This window comes from Halovenus salina (assembly GCF_026410925.1).
Taxonomy (GTDB): domain Archaea; phylum Halobacteriota; class Halobacteria; order Halobacteriales; family Haloarculaceae; genus Halovenus; species Halovenus salina.
This window is the reverse complement of sequence record NZ_CP112972.1, coordinates 12648-27641: the sequence shown is the minus strand read 5'-3', so window position 1 is coordinate 27641 and position 14994 is coordinate 12648. Positions and strand designations below refer to the sequence as shown.

At 62.7% G+C, this 14994-nt stretch carries 22 protein-coding genes and 2 pseudogenes; 1 reads left to right on the top strand and 23 read right to left on the bottom strand.

Annotated features, from left to right (window positions below; translation table 11 throughout):
* Positions 1 to 49: 49 nt before the first annotated feature.
* Both OSC37_RS00185 and hemL read right to left on the bottom strand, forming a co-directional pair.
* Positions 50 to 892 (bottom strand): HVO_0234 family beta-propeller protein, encoded by an 843-nt coding sequence (locus OSC37_RS00185; RefSeq protein ID WP_267162585.1) that lies wholly within the window; start codon positions 890 to 892, stop codon positions 50 to 52.
* On the bottom strand, positions 892 to 2229 hold the full coding sequence (hemL, locus tag OSC37_RS00180) for a glutamate-1-semialdehyde 2,1-aminomutase (protein ID WP_267162584.1): 1338 nt from the start codon (positions 2227 to 2229) through the stop codon (positions 892 to 894). Before hemL ends, OSC37_RS00185 begins: the two co-directional genes overlap by 1 nt.
* A 96-nt stretch (positions 2230 to 2325) precedes the next feature.
* Here hemL and OSC37_RS00175 point away from each other — a divergent pair, with 96 nt between their 5' ends.
* Entirely contained in the window at positions 2326 to 3309 is a 984-nt protein-coding gene (locus OSC37_RS00175; protein WP_267162583.1) for a WD40/YVTN/BNR-like repeat-containing protein, read from the top strand.
* Positions 3310 to 3482: 173 nt separating this feature from the next.
* On the opposite strand, the pseudogene secY reads toward OSC37_RS00175, so the two are convergent.
* The 21 genes and pseudogenes from secY to OSC37_RS00070 form a co-directional block, all read right to left on the bottom strand.
* Positions 3483 to 4969: pseudogene (secY, locus tag OSC37_RS00170) on the bottom strand (preprotein translocase subunit SecY).
* 1 nt (position 4970) lies between these two features.
* A complete protein-coding gene (locus tag OSC37_RS00165) occupies positions 4971 to 5441 on the bottom strand; it encodes an uL15m family ribosomal protein (RefSeq protein WP_267162581.1) in 471 nt (156 codons plus the stop codon).
* Positions 5441 to 5905, bottom strand: a complete 465-nt coding sequence (locus tag OSC37_RS00160) for a 50S ribosomal protein L30 (protein ID WP_267162580.1) — start codon at positions 5903 to 5905, stop codon at positions 5441 to 5443. Before OSC37_RS00160 ends, OSC37_RS00165 begins: the two co-directional genes overlap by 1 nt.
* Positions 5902 to 6537, bottom strand: a complete 636-nt coding sequence (locus tag OSC37_RS00155) for a 30S ribosomal protein S5 (protein WP_267162579.1) — start codon at positions 6535 to 6537, stop codon at positions 5902 to 5904. Before OSC37_RS00155 ends, OSC37_RS00160 begins: the two co-directional genes overlap by 4 nt.
* The gene (locus OSC37_RS00150; protein ID WP_267162578.1) at positions 6534 to 7094 is read right to left on the bottom strand and encodes a 50S ribosomal protein L18; all 561 of its coding nucleotides are present in this window, start codon (positions 7092 to 7094) and stop codon (positions 6534 to 6536) included. Before OSC37_RS00150 ends, OSC37_RS00155 begins: the two co-directional genes overlap by 4 nt.
* Complete coding sequence (locus OSC37_RS00145; RefSeq protein ID WP_267162577.1) at positions 7094 to 7543, bottom strand: 50S ribosomal protein L19e; 450 nt, start codon at positions 7541 to 7543, stop codon at positions 7094 to 7096. Before OSC37_RS00145 ends, OSC37_RS00150 begins: the two co-directional genes overlap by 1 nt.
* Positions 7540 to 8529 (bottom strand): 50S ribosomal protein L32e, encoded by a 990-nt coding sequence (locus OSC37_RS00140; RefSeq protein WP_267162590.1) that lies wholly within the window; start codon positions 8527 to 8529, stop codon positions 7540 to 7542. Before OSC37_RS00140 ends, OSC37_RS00145 begins: the two co-directional genes overlap by 4 nt.
* Positions 8529 to 9065 (bottom strand): 50S ribosomal protein L6, encoded by a 537-nt coding sequence (locus tag OSC37_RS00135; protein WP_267162576.1) that lies wholly within the window; start codon positions 9063 to 9065, stop codon positions 8529 to 8531. The genes OSC37_RS00140 and OSC37_RS00135 overlap by 1 nt, the downstream gene beginning before the upstream one ends.
* 2 nt (positions 9066 to 9067) lie before the next feature.
* On the bottom strand, positions 9068 to 9460 hold the full coding sequence (locus OSC37_RS00130; protein ID WP_267162575.1) for a 30S ribosomal protein S8: 393 nt from the start codon (positions 9458 to 9460) through the stop codon (positions 9068 to 9070).
* Positions 9457 to 9639, bottom strand: coding sequence for a 30S ribosomal protein S14 (locus OSC37_RS00125; RefSeq protein WP_267162574.1), 183 nt, complete (start codon positions 9637 to 9639; stop codon positions 9457 to 9459). The genes OSC37_RS00130 and OSC37_RS00125 overlap by 4 nt, the downstream gene beginning before the upstream one ends.
* Positions 9636 to 10154, bottom strand: a complete 519-nt coding sequence (locus OSC37_RS00120) for a 50S ribosomal protein L5 (protein ID WP_267162573.1) — start codon at positions 10152 to 10154, stop codon at positions 9636 to 9638. The genes OSC37_RS00125 and OSC37_RS00120 overlap by 4 nt, the downstream gene beginning before the upstream one ends.
* On the bottom strand, positions 10151 to 10870 hold the full coding sequence (locus OSC37_RS00115) for a 30S ribosomal protein S4e (protein WP_267162572.1): 720 nt from the start codon (positions 10868 to 10870) through the stop codon (positions 10151 to 10153). The genes OSC37_RS00120 and OSC37_RS00115 overlap by 4 nt, the downstream gene beginning before the upstream one ends.
* Complete coding sequence (gene rplX, locus OSC37_RS00110; protein WP_267162571.1) at positions 10867 to 11223, bottom strand: 50S ribosomal protein L24; 357 nt, start codon at positions 11221 to 11223, stop codon at positions 10867 to 10869. Before rplX ends, OSC37_RS00115 begins: the two co-directional genes overlap by 4 nt.
* The gene (locus OSC37_RS00105; RefSeq protein WP_267162570.1) at positions 11220 to 11618 is read right to left on the bottom strand and encodes a 50S ribosomal protein L14; all 399 of its coding nucleotides are present in this window, start codon (positions 11616 to 11618) and stop codon (positions 11220 to 11222) included. Before OSC37_RS00105 ends, rplX begins: the two co-directional genes overlap by 4 nt.
* Positions 11619 to 11632: 14 nt before the next feature.
* Positions 11633 to 11971, bottom strand: a pseudogene (locus OSC37_RS00100) (30S ribosomal protein S17); the annotation flags it as partial.
* Positions 11962 to 12249, bottom strand: a complete 288-nt coding sequence (locus tag OSC37_RS00095) for a ribonuclease P protein component 1 (RefSeq protein WP_267162568.1) — start codon at positions 12247 to 12249, stop codon at positions 11962 to 11964. The pseudogene OSC37_RS00100 and the gene OSC37_RS00095, both read right to left, overlap by 10 nt.
* Positions 12250 to 12251: 2 nt before the next feature.
* Positions 12252 to 12458, bottom strand: a complete 207-nt coding sequence (gene rpmC, locus OSC37_RS00090; protein WP_267162567.1) for a 50S ribosomal protein L29 — start codon at positions 12456 to 12458, stop codon at positions 12252 to 12254.
* Positions 12455 to 13381, bottom strand: coding sequence for a 30S ribosomal protein S3 (locus tag OSC37_RS00085; protein ID WP_267162566.1), 927 nt, complete (start codon positions 13379 to 13381; stop codon positions 12455 to 12457). Before OSC37_RS00085 ends, rpmC begins: the two co-directional genes overlap by 4 nt.
* On the bottom strand, positions 13381 to 13845 hold the full coding sequence (locus tag OSC37_RS00080) for a 50S ribosomal protein L22 (RefSeq protein WP_267162565.1): 465 nt from the start codon (positions 13843 to 13845) through the stop codon (positions 13381 to 13383). Before OSC37_RS00080 ends, OSC37_RS00085 begins: the two co-directional genes overlap by 1 nt.
* 3 nt (positions 13846 to 13848) lie before the next feature.
* Positions 13849 to 14274 carry a 30S ribosomal protein S19 gene (locus OSC37_RS00075; protein WP_267162564.1) on the bottom strand — a complete coding sequence of 142 codons (426 nt, stop codon included), beginning with the start codon at positions 14272 to 14274 and terminating at the stop codon, positions 13849 to 13851.
* Positions 14271 to 14993, bottom strand: coding sequence for a 50S ribosomal protein L2 (locus tag OSC37_RS00070; protein WP_267162563.1), 723 nt, complete (start codon positions 14991 to 14993; stop codon positions 14271 to 14273). The genes OSC37_RS00075 and OSC37_RS00070 overlap by 4 nt, the downstream gene beginning before the upstream one ends.
* Between the last annotated feature and the right edge of the window lies 1 nt (position 14994).

Below are 14994 nucleotides of genomic sequence, written 5' to 3'. Positions count from 1 at the left end.
TGATAGCTCTCGCTGTCCTCAGTAAATGACCTTTCGGTCTGGTCTAGGCTCAGGAGTCAAGTGTGAACGCCCGGATTTCGCGCACACCAAGTGGCTCGGATTCCCGGCCGCCGAAGCCGTCGGTCGCGGCCGTCGGCTCCGCGGAGATGAATACGTCGCCAGCCTCGGTCACGACGTACAGACTCCGGCCCGGCGCGACCGCCGCGGCCCTCGTCCCTTCCGACAGCGAGACCTCGGTCCATAATGTGTCTGCATCCCTGAATAATTGCCCCGTTTCGGTCACGACGAAGACCGCGTCCTCGCCGGCGACGACCTGTCGAATCGGTCGGTCGAAACGTCGTAACCACTCACCGTTATCGTATTCGAAGAGGCCATCCGGACTGCCAGCAAGCAGGGACTCTCCCTGTGTCACGTCGGTGGCGCCGTCGAGCCCGAGAGCCTCGAACGCTGGAGCGACACGAACAACGCCGCTGGCGGTCGCGAGCACCGAGCCGTCGAAGGAGGACGGCCCGGAAACCTCGCCGCGTCGGTCCCACTCGGTCGCCGTTCCGTCAACGGCTGTGAGCGGTGTGGCTGCCACCGTCCCTTCTGGACTCGCCGCGTAGACAGTCTCGTCCTCGATACCGACGGCCGCCGCTGGCCCGAACCCGAGCGGCGTGAACGTCTCTCGACTCTCACCGGCGAGTAACACGTCCTCCTCGGTGGCGACAGCCAGTTCGCCACCGCCGGCAGCGATATCTGCCGCGTGACAGCGCTCGACGATGCCGAATCCTCCGAGTCGGTCCGGGGCGAGTTCGACGCGCACCACGCCCATCGCACTCGCTAAAAAGCCCGTCGCCGTCTCGCGTCGCTCGCCGAAGAGGTGTCGCTCGTCGCTGGCGTCGTCGCCCATTACAACGCCTCCTTATATGCTTCGAGGGTCTGCTCGATGTCCTCCTCGGTGTGTGCCTCACAGACGAACTGGGACTCGTACTGATTGGGCGTGAGGAAGATTCCCTGCTCTTTCATCGCTTCCCAGAACAGCCGCTCCCAGCGCTCTGTCTGGCCGTCAGCAACGTCGGAGCCGTCTTTCGGACAGTACTCGTACCGCGAGCACTCGGCCCGCTGACGACAGCCAGACTCACAGTGGTCTGTCATCTCGTCCGGCCCATCCCTGGTGAACAGTATCTTGAACATGCTGTCCGTTCCAGCAACGGTGTACTCCGGGGCCTGGTCGGCGACAATGTCGGTCAGTCCCGACCGGAGCTGTTCGCCGAGTGTGTTGACGTGGTCGTAGACGTCGTTTTTCGCGGCGTATCGAAGCGTCTCCAGCCCTGCGGCCATCGTCACGGGGTGGCCCGAAAACGTTCCCGACTGGAAGACCTCGCCCGCGGGCGTGAACTCCTCGATAATCTCGGCACGCCCACCGATTGCACCGACGGGGAACCCACCGCCGATGATTTTCCCAAACGTGGTGATATCGGGTGTCACGCCGAATTTGCTCTGTGCACAGCCGAGTCCGCCGACGCGGAAGCCAGTAATAACTTCGTCGAAAATCAGCAGGGAGCCGTGGTCCTCCGTGACCTCTCGGAGGGTCTCGTGATAGCCCTCGACCGGGTGGACGATGCCGTAGTTCCCCAAAATTGGCTCGGTCATGACCGCCGCGATGTCGTCGCCGTGGGCCTCGAAAACATCGTGAATCGCCTCCTCGTCGTTGAACGGGACCGTAATCGTGTGCTCGGCGAAGGAATCCGGAATCCCGGGACTGGAAGGCTGGGTCTCCGAACCTTCGCCCTCGACCAGGGTCGACTCCTGGGCACCGTGATAGCCACTTTCCATGACGACGATTTTGTCCCGGCCAGTGTAGCCGCGGGCGAGTCTGACTGCGGAGACGGTGGCCTCGGTGCCACTATTGACAAAGCGTATCATCTCGACGCTCGGGACGTGACGGACGACGAACTCCGCGAGTTCTACTTCCACCTCGGTGGGCGCGCCGTACATCGGCCCCTCGCTTGCCCGCTTCTGGACGGCAGACTGGACCTGTTCGGGCAGGTCATGGCCGAGCAAGAGCGGCCCGTATCCCATCGCGAAGTCGATGTACTTGTTGCCGTCAGCGTCGATGATGTGACCACCGTCGCCCTTCTCGGCGAAGAATGGATACGGCTGAATCGCCCGGACCGAGGAGTTGACTCCGCCCGGCAACACTGACAGCGCTCTGTCGTACAGTGACCGCGACTGCTCGTAGTTCATGTCTGTGGATTCGACGCGGGACAGAAAGAATGTACTGTCTCACATCTTGGGCCAGGCCCCGCCAGCTTTGTGTACGCCAGGGTTGAATCCCACGCTATGAGAGCCTACGCCGCGCTCGCTGACCGGATACTGGCCGTCTCTGGGCTGCGAGACGACCCCTCATCCCGGACGGCACTCGTCGGATTCGACTTCGAGTGTCTCGCAGCGTCCTCCCTGCGACCGGAACAGGTCTTTGCGGGGACAGTAGACGCTGGACTGCAGCGCAGCACCGACACCGGCACGACCTGGAGCGAGAGTGGCTCGTTCGACGACCGCGTGACAGCTGTCACCGTCAGCCCACACGACCCCGACACCGTCTGGGTCGGAACCGAGCCCAGTGCGGTCTATCGCTCGACCGACGGCGGGGAGAGCTGGGCCCGTCGCGGCGACCTGACCGAGCTACCGTCTGCGGGAGAGTGGTCGTTCCCGCCGCGACCACACACCCATCACGTCCGCTGGATATCGGTCGACACACAGGACCCCGAGACGCTGTACGTCGCAATCGAGGCCGGTGCCTTCCTCCGTTCGACAGACGGCGGAGAGACCTGGGAGCCACACCAAGAGGGGGCACGCAGAGACAACCACACCCTGGCGACACACCCCGACGCGCCGGGGCGAGTCTATACTGCCGCCGGCGACGGCTACGCCGAGTCCGAAGACCGCGGCGAGACCTGGCAGTATCCCCAGTCCGGCCTCGACCACGGCTACGTCTGGGGCCTGGCGGTCGACCCAGCCGACCCCGACCGCGTCGTCGTCTCGGCGGCAGACGGCGCGCGGTCAGCACACACGCCTTCGAGAGCGGCGGCGTATCTGTACCGACGGACAGCAGACGGTGGGTGGGAGCAGGCGATGGACGGCTATCCCGACCCCGAGGGGACCGTGCGGGCAGTCCTCGCCGCGGGAGAACGCGCCGGTGAGTTCGCGGCACTGACAAACCGGGGGTTGTACTGGAGCGCGGACGGGGCCCAGTCGTGGTCACGGGTGGACGTCAAGTGGCCCGAAACGAATCTCGTGGGCCGAGGCTTCGCAGTTGTCGGGTGATGATGATTGGTGCGGTTCTTGTCACGTCCATATTACGGGGGTTCAGCCAACGAGCGATGTCGTGGGTTTTCTCCCGCGTCTGGGTGATAGTTCGAACTATTAGCTGATTATCACCAACACTCGGACCGAAATCAGGTACGAGTCGACGTAATTTGGAAGAAGAGGCGGCTGAGTTAGCCGAACATCTGGCGCATCATCGGGTGCATCTCCATCAGCTGCTCTTCGGCCATCTCTTCGTAGAGCTTGTATGTGATGGAGACAGTCAGCAGCAGTCCCGTTCCAGAGACGCCGCCGATGGTCCCGAGCATGTTCGCCGCGACCGCGAGCACACCGACGAGTGCACCGCCGATGACGGTCACCTGTGGGATGTACTGCCCGAGGACGCGCTCGATGCTTTTGACGTTCTGTCGGAAGCCGGGAATCTGCATCCCGGAGTTGTGGATCTGTTTGGCGGTTGCCTCCGGCCCCATGTCGGTCGTCTTCACCCAGAAGATGGCGAAGATAGCGCCACCGAGAACCATGACCGTCAGGTCGACCCCGACGCGATCATGATGTCGATGGCCTCCTGGCCGCGGCCGCCGCCGGCAAACCACATCCAGTCGTCGGGACTCTGAATCGGAGCCACGTAGTAGAAGAACCCACTGATTGGGTTCCCGTCGGTGTTGTAGGCACCGAGCCACGAGGGCATCCCCACCCACTGCGAGTGAAGAATGCGACCCAGGAACTGGAGATTCATCTGGAGCGCCCGGACGAGAATCATCGGCAGGACACTCGCGTAGATGAGTTTTACCGGGAACCGTCCGCGTGCTCCCTTGACACGTGCGTTCGAGAGCGGAATCTCGACACGGACACTCTCGGCGTAGACGACAATCACGAAGATAGCGACTGTCGTGAAGATAGCGAGCAGTTGTCCCTGTCCGAACACAAGGTCACGGATTCCCTGTGTCGTAAGCAGGCTGCCGGAGAGGCTCTCCTGCCCGAGCAGGAGCCGGAACCACGTCGGAATGATACCGTAGGACTCGACGTTCGCGGGGGTGATGAACGGGAACTCGATGAGGCCACCAATCAGTCGCTGGCTCACGCCGGCAATGATGAACAGCCCCACACCGCTCCCGACACCCCACTTGCTCACGACCTCATCCATATAGAGGATGAGAACACCGCCGAGGAACACCTGCAGGAAGATGATCCACTGCAGGCCGGCATCCGAGATTCCGAGACTGGTCGCAAGACCCGAATCGACAGGGAGGAAGCCGCCGCTGAACACCATCGGCATCCCGGTCAGGAGAATCATCACGAACACGAGGAACTTCTGGAGCCCCTGATAGAGCTCCTGGTCTCGTGGATTGTTCTGCGTGTCGAGTCCGAGCAGGTCGGCACCGCCGAGCAACTGGAGCACGATGCTCGCAGTGACAATCGGGCCGATTCCAACCTGTAGAATCGAGCCCGACGACCCTGCGAGAATCGACCGGAACTGGCCGAAGATGTCCGTTCCTTGTCCCCGAGCGACGCCAAACAGCATGACGTTCGTCAGGAAGAAATACAGTACCAGTATCCCCGCTGTCCAGCCAAGCTTGCGTTTGAACGGGACGTGCCCGTCCGGGCGCCTGACCGAGGGCATGCGGGTGAGTACGGGTTCGGCGGTGTCCTTCCAGCTCATACTAATCCTCTGTCTCGTCGTCCTCTTTGGCTGCCCGCTCCGAGAGCTTTACGAAACCGTCTGCAGATTTGATTTTCGATTCGGCACCGTCGGAGAAGGCATCTGCGGTCACTTCCAGGCTGTTCCGGACTTGTCCGCCACCGAGCACCTTGACGGAATCGGCCTCGTGGCCGTCGTCGACAACGTCGCGTGCGTCGATGACGTACCGGTCGTTCGCTTCCTCTGCCACGCCCTCGGCGGCGTAGAGGTGGATATCCTCGTCGAGTTTCTGTACGTCGACAGTGAGGACTTCCTCTTTGACCTTCTCGGGCCGGGAGAACCCGGACTTGCCGAGCGGCGGGTGGTTGTGCATCTCGTGTTTGTCGCGGCCGGCGTCTCCGCGTCCGCCGCGGTGGCCGGCACCACGGCGGTTCTTGTGTGAGCCGCCGCCGTGCGTCCGAGAGCCGCGCTGTCGTTTCTTCTTGTTAGACATTATCGCATCGCCTCCAGTAGGGAGTCGAGGTCGTCGGTGTCGTGGACGCCAATCTGTCCGCCTGTCGAGACTGGCTGTTTGATACCGTCGTGGCCGCCGCGTGGCGGGTGCAGCCGGAGCGTCGGCGACAGTCCTGCCTCCTGCAGGGTCGTCTCCTCGTCGACCAGTGCGCCTGCAAGCTCCTCGACGGAATCGTAGTCGGTGTTCGCTGTGACCCACTCGTCGTCGATGTCGGCCTCGCCCGAGTCGGGCTCGCCGCGCTCGCGGAGCAGGAGTGAAACGGTCTCCTCGCTTGGCTGGCCGTGAGCCACGTAGTCGTTGACCTTCGTCACCATCCCCTCGTAGGTCGGCTCCTCCGGAACGAGCGTCGCGTGGTTGACACGGCCGAGATTGAGCATCTCGAGGGTGTCAACGATGTCGCCGTTGATGTTGATTTCACCGCGAAGCTGGACGATTGCTTTCATTCGACCACCTCCTGCTGTTCCATGGCGTGTTCGGGCACACGTGTCTCGGCGGTCTTCTCCAGGGCGTTGAACGTCGCCTTCGCGAAGTTGACCGTGGTGCGAGTGTTTCCATCGCTGCGGGTCCAGGCGTCCTGAACGCCGGCGAGTTCGAGCACCTTCCGGGGCGTCTCGGCTGCGGCAAGTCCCAGACCGCGGGGTGCCGGGCGCAGTTCGACGGTAACGCTACCGGCTTTCCCCTCGGTGTTCCGGACCAGGGAGTTCGTCCCGCCGGGGCGGTCCTCCCAGGAGCCACTGCCCAGTGGAATCTTCACCAGATTCAGCTTGCCGATGTCGATGGCCTTCTGAATCGCACCGCCGACCTGATCGTCACGGCCCTCGGCATAGCCGATGAGACCGTTGCGGTTGCCGACAACAACGACACAGCGGAACTTCACGCGCCGCCCCGAGTCGGTCATCCGCTGGACCATGTTGATGTCCAGAACCTCGTCTTCGAGGTCCGGGACGAGCTGGTCCACGAGTTCGGGTTCTTTCAGCGGAAGGCCCGAGTTCAGGGCAGCTTCCATCGAGTCGATTTCGCCGTCGGCGACTTTTCGTCCGAGTCGCGTCTGTGGTTCCCATCCTTCGGCACTCATAGTTCAACCTCTGCGTCCAGCAGTGTCTCGCGCATCTCGTCGAAATGCGCTGGCAGGTCTGTTGCGTCGAACTCCCCGCTGTAGAGGCCGTCCTGCTGGTCGGCGTACTCGGCGATATGCTCGCCGCGCGTGCGCGGCCATTCGGCCAGCACGTCGTCGTTGTGGGGAATGTCGAGTCCGGCGTCGATTGCGCCTTCCTGTACTGCAAATACCTTGCTCCCCGGTGTCGGGGAGTTCAGGCCGATATCGAGTACGGCCTCGTCGAGGCCGGCCTCTTGGGCACGCAGGCCCGCGAGCAGTCCGGTCAGGTAGGCCGCCGGCATGTTGCCGGTCGGGGCTTCCCAGCCGTACTCCTCGAGGTCCTGTGAGTGTGCGCTCGCGACGGTCTCGTCGCCGCTTGGGCCGGTCACGACCAGCTGCGCCCTGACGTGGCTGTTGCTCTTACGAGCAACGAGACGTGGTTTGCCTGATTTCAGCAGGCGCAACCGCTGATGGTAATCCGTTCGGGCCTCGCGGCGACGCCGCATCGGCACCGTGTATCGTGGTCCTGTTGCCATTATGCATCACCGTAAGTTTCGTTGATGTATCGTTCGAGGTCGGCAACCGAGTCAAACTCGCCGCCACCGGCCTTGTCGTACAGGTCGCGGTACTGCGAGCGATCGAGTTCGTCATCGTCGCGAAGCTCTCGCAGGTGATTGCGGAGCGCGCGGATGCTCGACTGCCACTGATCTGTCTCGTTCTGGCGGCCACCGGCCTTGCCCTTCCGGGAGCCAGGCCCTTGCTGGTGGCCGTAAGACTGCTTCTTCTGTCGTTCGCGTGCTCGGCCGCGGGAGTTCCCCTTCGGTGGGTCTGCTCTGATGACTCCCTCGTCGACCAGTTCACGAATGTCTTCGCGGGTAATCGCTTCCGCGATATCACCCTGTCGGTCAGGGTCGAACCAGAGCTTGTTCTTCCCGACATCGAGCACGTCCGATGCGAGTCGTTTCTGTGCTGAGAGGTCTGTCATTCTAGTTCAACCTCCTCGTAGGTTGGGTTCAGTACCCGAATCTCTCGCTCCTCGGCGAGCTCTTCGATCTGCTCGCGCTTGCGACCGCCAACCTTCGAGGCGATACGGACTGCCTCGGTGTCGGGGTCGACGCCCTCGAGGTCGTCCGTGTTGTGCACACGGACCTCCTCGAAGCCAGAGGGGTGCAGACCGCGCACCGCTTCTGGCTGGCGGTAGCCCGCCTCGACGGTCGCGCCTTTGCCTTTGACGCCGCGGCGCTGTTTCGAGAGCTGGCCACGCGGCCGTCGCCACGAGGTGGGGACGCGCTTTTTCTTGTGGTAGTCCTGCCGGTTGAACTGCGGCTTGCTGCCGCGGTCGCGCTCGGTGAGGAGCCGTTCGGTCTCCTCGTCGAGTTCCGGCGTCTTGTCGACGAGACCACGGGGCTGTAGCTCCGTCTCGACTGTCTCGTCTGTCTCTGGCTCGTCGGCCTCGATTTCGGCCTCGACATCCTCACTGACTTCGAGGTCGCCGATATCGGCCTTGATACGGGCGGCGAGTGCCATCCCGATACCGTCGACGTCTGCCAGTTCGTCCTGGCTTGCGCCTTTGACCTTAGCGACGGTGTCGTAGCCGGCCTCGCGCAGAGCCTCGGCCTTGGAGTCGCCGACGCCGCTGATGTCGGTCAGCCCCTCGATTTCGTCGTCGTCGGCCTCGTCGGCCTCGTCGTCGGCCGCTTCGGCTTCGTCGCCGGCGTCGTCTTCGCCGATTTCAGCTTCGACGTCGTCGCTGACCTCGACCTCGTCGGTCTCGGCTTTGATTCGGGCGGCCAGCGCGGTGCTGATGCCCTCGACGTCCTGCAGCTGGTCCTGGCTCGCGGCGCTGACGTGTTCGACAGTCTCGAACCCAGCCTCACTCAGGGCCTCGGCTTTCTCCTCGCCGACGCCACCAAGGTCGGTCAGTTCCTGCTCGTTCGCTTCCTCGTCGACGTCGTCGTGTTCGTCACTCATTAGGCGTCACCTCGGGTCGGTTTCGCGGTGATGTAGACGCCGTCCTGGAAGACGCGAACGTCCTTGTCTGTCACGCGCGTCAGCTGTTCGATATCGGCAGCGGTCTGACCGACTGCCTCGATGTCGGGGCCACTCAGCGTGATTTCTTCGCCGTCGACCTCGACATCGGTGTTCCCGTGAATCGGGGCCCGCCGTGGGGCGCGCTCGCCGAGGAAGTTCTCGATGACCACGGCGCCGTTTTCGATGTCGACCTGCATCGGGAAGTGAGAGTAGAAGACTTCCATCTCGTACTCCCAGCCCTCGGTAACGCCGTGGAACATGTTCTCGATGTGACTCTCGAACGTTCCGAGCGTCGACATCGTCTTCGCGTCCTCGGCCTCGCTCTCGATGACGACCTCGTCGCCGTCGACCGAGACCGAGACATCGGGATACCACAGTCGGCGTGTGACACTGCCGTTCGGTCCCTCGACGGTGAGCTCGAGATGGTCCATCTCCGCGCTCACCTCCGTCGGTATTTCGAGTCGTACTTCTGGCATTGTTAGTAGACGTATGCGATGACCTGGCCGCCAATCCCTGCGTCACGCGCCTCATAGTGGCTCATGACGCCCTGTGATGTGGTGACGATGATTGTCCCGTAGTCACGGGCCGGGAGGAACCGCTTTTCCCATTTCTCGTACTCGTCAGCACCCACAGAGTATCGGGGTTTGACGGGGCCACACTCATTGATGGCTCCTTTCAGTTCGACCTCGAACTGGCCTGCTTTGCCGTCGTCGACGTGCTGGAAGCCGTCGATGTACCCGCGGTCGTAGAAGACCTCAAGTACGCTGCCAATCTCGTTCGAGGCGGGCTGTACCACCTGCTTCAGATGCCCCACGCCCTCTGCGTTGTCGATAGAGGAGAGCGCGTCGGCGAGTGGGTCGTTTCCTGTCATGAGTATTTCTTGAATCCCATGCTTCGGGACACCTCACGGAAGCACTGCCGGCAGAGGTAGATCTCGTACTTGCTGACCAGACCCTGCTTTCGGTTACAGCGCTGGCACTCCCGGAGCTGGTCCGTCCGCTTTGCGGCTTGCTCGCCGGTGGTGGGCTCTTCGGTTTCGCTTTCGCTCATGCTGTCACCTCCACGTCGAACGTGGATTCGATAAAGGCAACCGCGTCGTCTGTATTCAGTCGGTGCGCCGACGGAATCGGGGTCGATGCTTTGTCCCGTTTGGCGACCCGGTAGCCGGGCCGGACCAAGTTCACCGTTACGTCGAGCCCGTAGATACCAATCGTTGGGTCGTACTCCTGGCTCGGGAAGTCGGTGTGGTCCTCGATACCGAAGCTGAAGTTGCCGGTCTCGTCGAACTGGCTTTCCGAGAGGTCGACGAGCGAGAGCGCCGTCTCGAGGAACTCACGAGCGTCCTCGTGGCGCAGTGTGACCTTCGTTCCGATTGGGTCACCCTCGCGGATGCCGAACTCCGGCTCTGTCTTTTTCGCCGTCGTCCGGACCGACGCCTGCTCGGTCAGTTCCTCCATAATCTCCTCGGCTTCGCCGAGTTCGCGGCCACCCTGGCCGACGCCCATGTGGACGACGACCTTCTCGATACGTGGCTCACGCATCTCGTGGAACTCAGTCGAGCTCATTCATCTCCCTCCTCGTCTGCGTCGACGAAGTTTTCGTCAATCGTGACGATGTACTCTTCGACCGTCTCGAAGGTGTCGTCGCCGTCGTACGCCGAGAGAATGACATCGTTCGGAGAACTGCTTTTCGTCACCTGAATCTCCTCGATGGTGCCGATCTGGCCGGCGTGTTTGCCGGCAACGGCAGTCGCCAGCGCGCCCTCTTCGTACTCGAAGTGAGCGACGATGTCGCCGTCCTCGTTGCCGACAACCAGCGAGTCACCGACGCTGTAGTCGCTGTCGTCCTCGACGAGCAGCGTCTGCCCATCGTGGAGCGTCAGCTGCACGTCGCCGCCGGGGACGTTTCGTTTGCCCTCGATTTTGCCCAGCTTGCTCCCTGCCGAGTCTGCGTCCAGGGGCGTCAGCGTCAGCCGACCACCCTCGTCGGGGAACACGCGGTAGTACTCTTCGCGCTCGCTGAAGGCGATGATGTCGAACATCCCGACGGGCCGTTCTTCGTCGCTCACGGCCTTGCCGTTGATGTGGATGCTGTCCTGGTTCAGCGCGTAGCGGGCTTCTTTCCGGCTGTCGACGTAGCCAAGTACGTCCCGCAGGAGAATCAGGAGCGGGACCCCTGACTCCCCGTGTGGGCCTGCATCCGCCTTGACGGTGAACATCTCCTCTTTCCGTTCGACTGGCCAGCTCTTGGGAACTGACAGTCGTTTCTGGTGGTTCGTCATTCGTTATCCTCCTCCAGTCGCTCGATACGCCGCGAGTCCGAGCGGTCGAGGCTCGTGACGCGAAGGTTGCTCGCGTCGAGTGGCTTGGGCGTCTCCTCACCGTCGACGGTCTCGACGGTCACGTCTTCGACGTGGACGACTGCCTCGCGCAGGTCGACATCGACGACATCGCCTTCTTCGCCGGCGAAGTCGCCGCGCAACACTTCGACTGTGTCGTCGGTGTTGACACGGACAGAGCGCTGTCCGAGCTCCTCGCGGAGGTCATCGGACAGCGTCGCTTTCACCTGCTCGTGTCGCTCGTGCAGCGGCGCGTCTCGCTCGCGTTTTCGCTGTTTGTGTGGTTGGCGCGTCATACTATCATCGTAGCTGTTGAGGCGATTGCACCGAAGCGCTCTGCAACTTCGCGCGCAATCGGTCCCTTGATTTCGGTTCCGCGGGGGTCCTCGTTGTCGTCGACGATGACGGCGGCGTTGTCCTCGAAGGACATCCGCGTGCCATCGGGGCGACGAATCGGCTTGCGCTGTCGAACAACAACAGCTTCGAGCACCTGGCGGCGCATCTCGGGCGTTCCTTTGGTGACCGAGACAGTGATCTTGTCTCCAAGACCCGCCTTTGGCTGGCGGTTGTGCGTCCCGGTGTAGTTGTGGACGCTGATGACCTTCAGCTCACGAGCGCCGGTGTTGTCGGCACACGTGATGAGCGAGCCCTTCTTGAGGCCCTGGGTCACGTCGGCTTTCATCGCTTCCATCAGTGGTCACCTCCTGCGCTCTCGGTCACTTCGACGACGACATGTGATTTCGTCTTCGAGAGTGGCCGCGTCTCCGCGATTTTAACGCTGTCGCCTTCCGACAGCGGCTCCAGCACCTCCGGCACGTGGGCCGGGATGCGGGAGCGTCGTTTCATCTTTCGGTCGTATTTCGGCACGTTCACGTCGTACTCTCGCTCGACGACGACCGTTCGGTCCATCTCTGTCGAGACGACTTCGCCTTCGAGAATCTGTCCGCGTACCGGCAACTCGCCGTAGAACGGACAGGTCTCGTAGTCGTAGTCGTCCGGATTGTCGGGTTCTGGTGGTGTCTTTACGTCTAATCCTATTCCCATTTCGAATCACCCTTCTGTTCGGTGCGCCTGGCTGGGCGGGCGATGAGTGTCTCTCCCGCCGTCTCAATCAGTTCCCCTGAGGGGAGCGTCCATTCGAAGGTGGCGCAGTCCTTCGGTACGAGTGACACCCCGCCCTCGTGCTCGATGCCGAGTGTCCGTGTCGTCTCCGAGACGACTCGACCGTCGAGGTCGATAACGTCCGGATTCGACGCAGCGACGACTCGTACGTCGAGACCGACGAGTTCGTGACGCGTCAGCGTCTGGGGTGTCACTGTCATACTCATTCGAGGTCGCCTTCTTCCTGCTGGATCGTCTTGATGCGTGCGATGGCGCGACGGAGCTCCTTGATGCGGGCGGGGTTTTCTGGCATTCCACCGGTCGCTTTCACCGCCTCGGCGTTGAGGAGTTCCGTCTCCAGATCTTCGAGTTCGACCTCCCGCTCGGCGGGGGTCATGTCCCGAATCTCGGCAGCGTGCAGGACCGTCATTCTGCATCACCGTCCTCGCCGGACTCCATCTCATCCATCAGTTCGTCGGCTTCGGCCTCGGTCTCTTCGTCGAGCTCTTCCTCAACTGCGGCGTCGAGGTCGTCGAGTTCTTCTTCGACCTCGTCCTCGTCAGGAACCTCTGGCTCGTCGTAGTCGGCCGCCTCTTCGACGACCTCCTCGTCGACGACTTCCTCTTCGGCAACATCTTCGTCGGCCTCGTCGTCAGACGGCGGCGCGCCGGTCTCAGGCTCGTCACCGTCCTCGTCGGGCTCGCCCGCGAGCAGGTCGTCGACGCTGTCGCCTTCGGCGACGTAGTCCTCGACCTCGACATCCTCGTGAATCTCGAAGTCGTCGGGTAGCTCGGCGTTTGGCGGGATGATTTTGACCTGCACCCCGATGGTGCCAAGTTTCATCACTGCGGTGCCGACGCCGTGGTCGACAATCTCCTCTGCGGGTTCACCGTTGTGCTTGATGTAGCCACGGTTGAACTTCTCGACGCGTGAGCGTGCGCCCGTGACCTTGCCCGAGAGGACAATCTCGGCGCCGAGTGCGCCGGATTCCATAATGCGGTCGATTGTCGTGTGACCGGCTTTGCGGAAGTACCAGCCGCGTTCGAGCGCGTTCCCCAGCTTGTCGGCGACGATGCGCGCGTTGAGGTCCGGCTCGTCGACCTCCTGAACGTCGACCTGTGGGTCTTCGAGCCCGAACTCGTTTTCGAGCGTGCTGGTGATCTTGCGGATGTTCTTTCCGCCCTTTCCGATGACCATGCCGGGTTTTTCGGCCTTGAGCACGATTTGGGTGCCCATCGGCGTCTTGGCGATCTCCATACCGCCGTAGCCCGCACGGCCGAGTTCATCCTGGAAGAACTCGTCAATCTGCGTGCGCTGGAGGCCGTTCTCGACGAACTGGAGTTCGTCTGCCATTACTCCTCACCTCCTTCTTCGAGGATGAGCTCCACGTCACACTCTGGGGTGTTCCAGGGCGAAGCACGTCCCTGTGCGCGGGGCTGGCGCCCCTCGCTCTCGCCAACCTTGTGGGGAGCAATGTGCATAATCTCCATCGACCCGCCGTCGAAACCCTGGTTGTCGGCGTTCGCAATCCCGTTGTTGACGAGATCGAGGAAGGCGTTTGCTGCCTTCTCCGGGAAGCGGCCGGCGTCCCAGCCGTCGATGTTCTTCCGGTGACCGACGCCCGTGTTGTGTTCGCGAAAGGGTACGACCTCGTCGCCGTCGACGACGCCTTCGAGGAACTCGACTGCCTCGCTGGCGGTCATACCCTTGAGCTCACGGGCGATAGCCTTGCTGTGCTTGATACTGATGGGCCGCTCTCGGAGCATGGCTTTCGCCGTCGTCTCCGGGTCGGCCTCGACTGAGTAGCTGATTCCCATGGTTTATTTCAAGGGTACGAACTTCGAGGAGCGTGTGGCTCCGATGCCAGCCTGTCCGTGTTCGACGCTCGTTCGCGTCAGCTGGAACTCGCCCAGGTAGTGGCCGAGCATCTCCGGCTCGACCTTGACGCGCTCGAAGCTCTGCCCGTTGTGGACCGCGAAGGTCACGTCGACCATCTCCGGGAAAATCGGCATATCCCGGAGGTGTGTCCGAATCGGGTTGTTGGCGCTTTCTTCCTCGCCAGCTTCGCGTGCCTCTTCGAGCAGTTGTTCGTGCTCGTAGGACAGGCCACGTTCAATAGTTCGCCGCTGTCGCGCGGGAAGCAGTTCCGCTACCTCGTCAACGTCCAACTCCTGCAGTTCCTCAAGCGTGTGACCACGGTAGGTAAACTCGCCCTCGTGGCCAATCTGGTATTCGTCAGAACTCATGTGTCACCACCTCGGCCGGTTCGGCGCGAGGAGATGTCGCCGACCTTCCGTCCCGGCGGGGCGTCCCGCGAGACACTTTTCGGTCGGCCCGGGTGCTGGCGGCCGCCGCCACCGAACGGGTGGTCGACGGCGTTCATCGCAACACCACGGACGCGTGGCCAGACCATACCGCGGGCCTTGGCCTTGTGGTGTTTGTTGCCGGCCTTGAGCATCGGTTTCTCTGTTCGGCCGCCACCGGCGACGACTCCGATTGTCGCCCGGCAGTCTGGGTCGAGGCGTTTCATCTCGCCACTTGGCAGCTCGACGACCGCAACCGCCCGGTCGTGGGTCAACAGCGTGGCGTAGACACCCGAGGCGCGGGCGAATCGACCGCCGTCGCCCGGGTTCGCCTCAACGTTACAGACCGGAACGCCCTCCGGAATCTCGGCGAGTGGAAGCGTGTTCCCCGGCTCGATTGCCGCGGAGACGCCCACCTGAATGGTGTCGCCGACCGTGATTCCTTCTGGAGCGAGCACGAGGCGCTGGTCTCCGTCGTCGAACTCGACGGCGGCGACCGGTGCGCTCCGTGCAGGATCGTGTTCGATGTCCACGACCGTTCCGGAAACGAGATCGTCGTCCTCGACGGTCCGGTGGGAGAGCTCTGCTTTGTACCTGTGTGACGGGGCACGGAACGTCGGTGTGCCGCGTCCGCGTCGTTGTCCGCGAATTCGTCGTCCCATC

What these genes read in the sequence shown, in the direction of transcription:
- OSC37_RS00185 (WP_267162585.1), bottom strand. Translation starts at nt 892, where the DNA reads ATGGGCGACGACGCCAGCGACGAGCGACACCTCTTCGGCGAGCGACGC.
- hemL (WP_267162584.1), bottom strand. Translation starts at nt 2,229, where the DNA reads ATGAACTACGAGCAGTCGCGGTCACTGTACGACAGAGCGCTGTCAGTG.
- OSC37_RS00175 (WP_267162583.1), top strand. Translation starts at nt 2,326, where the DNA reads ATGAGAGCCTACGCCGCGCTCGCTGACCGGATACTGGCCGTCTCTGGG.
- OSC37_RS00165 (WP_267162581.1), bottom strand. Translation starts at nt 5,441, where the DNA reads ATGTCTAACAAGAAGAAACGACAGCGCGGCTCTCGGACGCACGGCGGC.
- OSC37_RS00160 (WP_267162580.1), bottom strand. Translation starts at nt 5,905, where the DNA reads ATGAAAGCAATCGTCCAGCTTCGCGGTGAAATCAACATCAACGGCGAC.
- OSC37_RS00155 (WP_267162579.1), bottom strand. Translation starts at nt 6,537, where the DNA reads ATGAGTGCCGAAGGATGGGAACCACAGACGCGACTCGGACGAAAAGTC.
- OSC37_RS00150 (WP_267162578.1), bottom strand. Translation starts at nt 7,094, where the DNA reads ATGGCAACAGGACCACGATACACGGTGCCGATGCGGCGTCGCCGCGAG.
- OSC37_RS00145 (WP_267162577.1), bottom strand. Translation starts at nt 7,543, where the DNA reads ATGACAGACCTCTCAGCACAGAAACGACTCGCATCGGACGTGCTCGAT.
- OSC37_RS00140 (WP_267162590.1), bottom strand. Translation starts at nt 8,529, where the DNA reads ATGAGTGACGAACACGACGACGTCGACGAGGAAGCGAACGAGCAGGAA.
- OSC37_RS00135 (WP_267162576.1), bottom strand. Translation starts at nt 9,065, where the DNA reads ATGCCAGAAGTACGACTCGAAATACCGACGGAGGTGAGCGCGGAGATG.
- OSC37_RS00130 (WP_267162575.1), bottom strand. Translation starts at nt 9,460, where the DNA reads ATGACAGGAAACGACCCACTCGCCGACGCGCTCTCCTCTATCGACAAC.
- OSC37_RS00125 (WP_267162574.1), bottom strand. Translation starts at nt 9,639, where the DNA reads ATGAGCGAAAGCGAAACCGAAGAGCCCACCACCGGCGAGCAAGCCGCA.
- OSC37_RS00120 (WP_267162573.1), bottom strand. Translation starts at nt 10,154, where the DNA reads ATGAGCTCGACTGAGTTCCACGAGATGCGTGAGCCACGTATCGAGAAG.
- OSC37_RS00115 (WP_267162572.1), bottom strand. Translation starts at nt 10,870, where the DNA reads ATGACGAACCACCAGAAACGACTGTCAGTTCCCAAGAGCTGGCCAGTC.
- rplX (WP_267162571.1), bottom strand. Translation starts at nt 11,223, where the DNA reads ATGACGCGCCAACCACACAAACAGCGAAAACGCGAGCGAGACGCGCCG.
- OSC37_RS00105 (WP_267162570.1), bottom strand. Translation starts at nt 11,618, where the DNA reads ATGGAAGCGATGAAAGCCGACGTGACCCAGGGCCTCAAGAAGGGCTCG.
- OSC37_RS00095 (WP_267162568.1), bottom strand. Translation starts at nt 12,249, where the DNA reads ATGACAGTGACACCCCAGACGCTGACGCGTCACGAACTCGTCGGTCTC.
- rpmC (WP_267162567.1), bottom strand. Translation starts at nt 12,458, where the DNA reads ATGACGGTCCTGCACGCTGCCGAGATTCGGGACATGACCCCCGCCGAG.
- OSC37_RS00085 (WP_267162566.1), bottom strand. Translation starts at nt 13,381, where the DNA reads ATGGCAGACGAACTCCAGTTCGTCGAGAACGGCCTCCAGCGCACGCAG.
- OSC37_RS00080 (WP_267162565.1), bottom strand. Translation starts at nt 13,845, where the DNA reads ATGGGAATCAGCTACTCAGTCGAGGCCGACCCGGAGACGACGGCGAAA.
- OSC37_RS00075 (WP_267162564.1), bottom strand. Translation starts at nt 14,274, where the DNA reads ATGAGTTCTGACGAATACCAGATTGGCCACGAGGGCGAGTTTACCTAC.
- OSC37_RS00070 (WP_267162563.1), bottom strand. Translation starts at nt 14,993, where the DNA reads ATGGGACGACGAATTCGCGGACAACGACGCGGACGCGGCACACCGACG.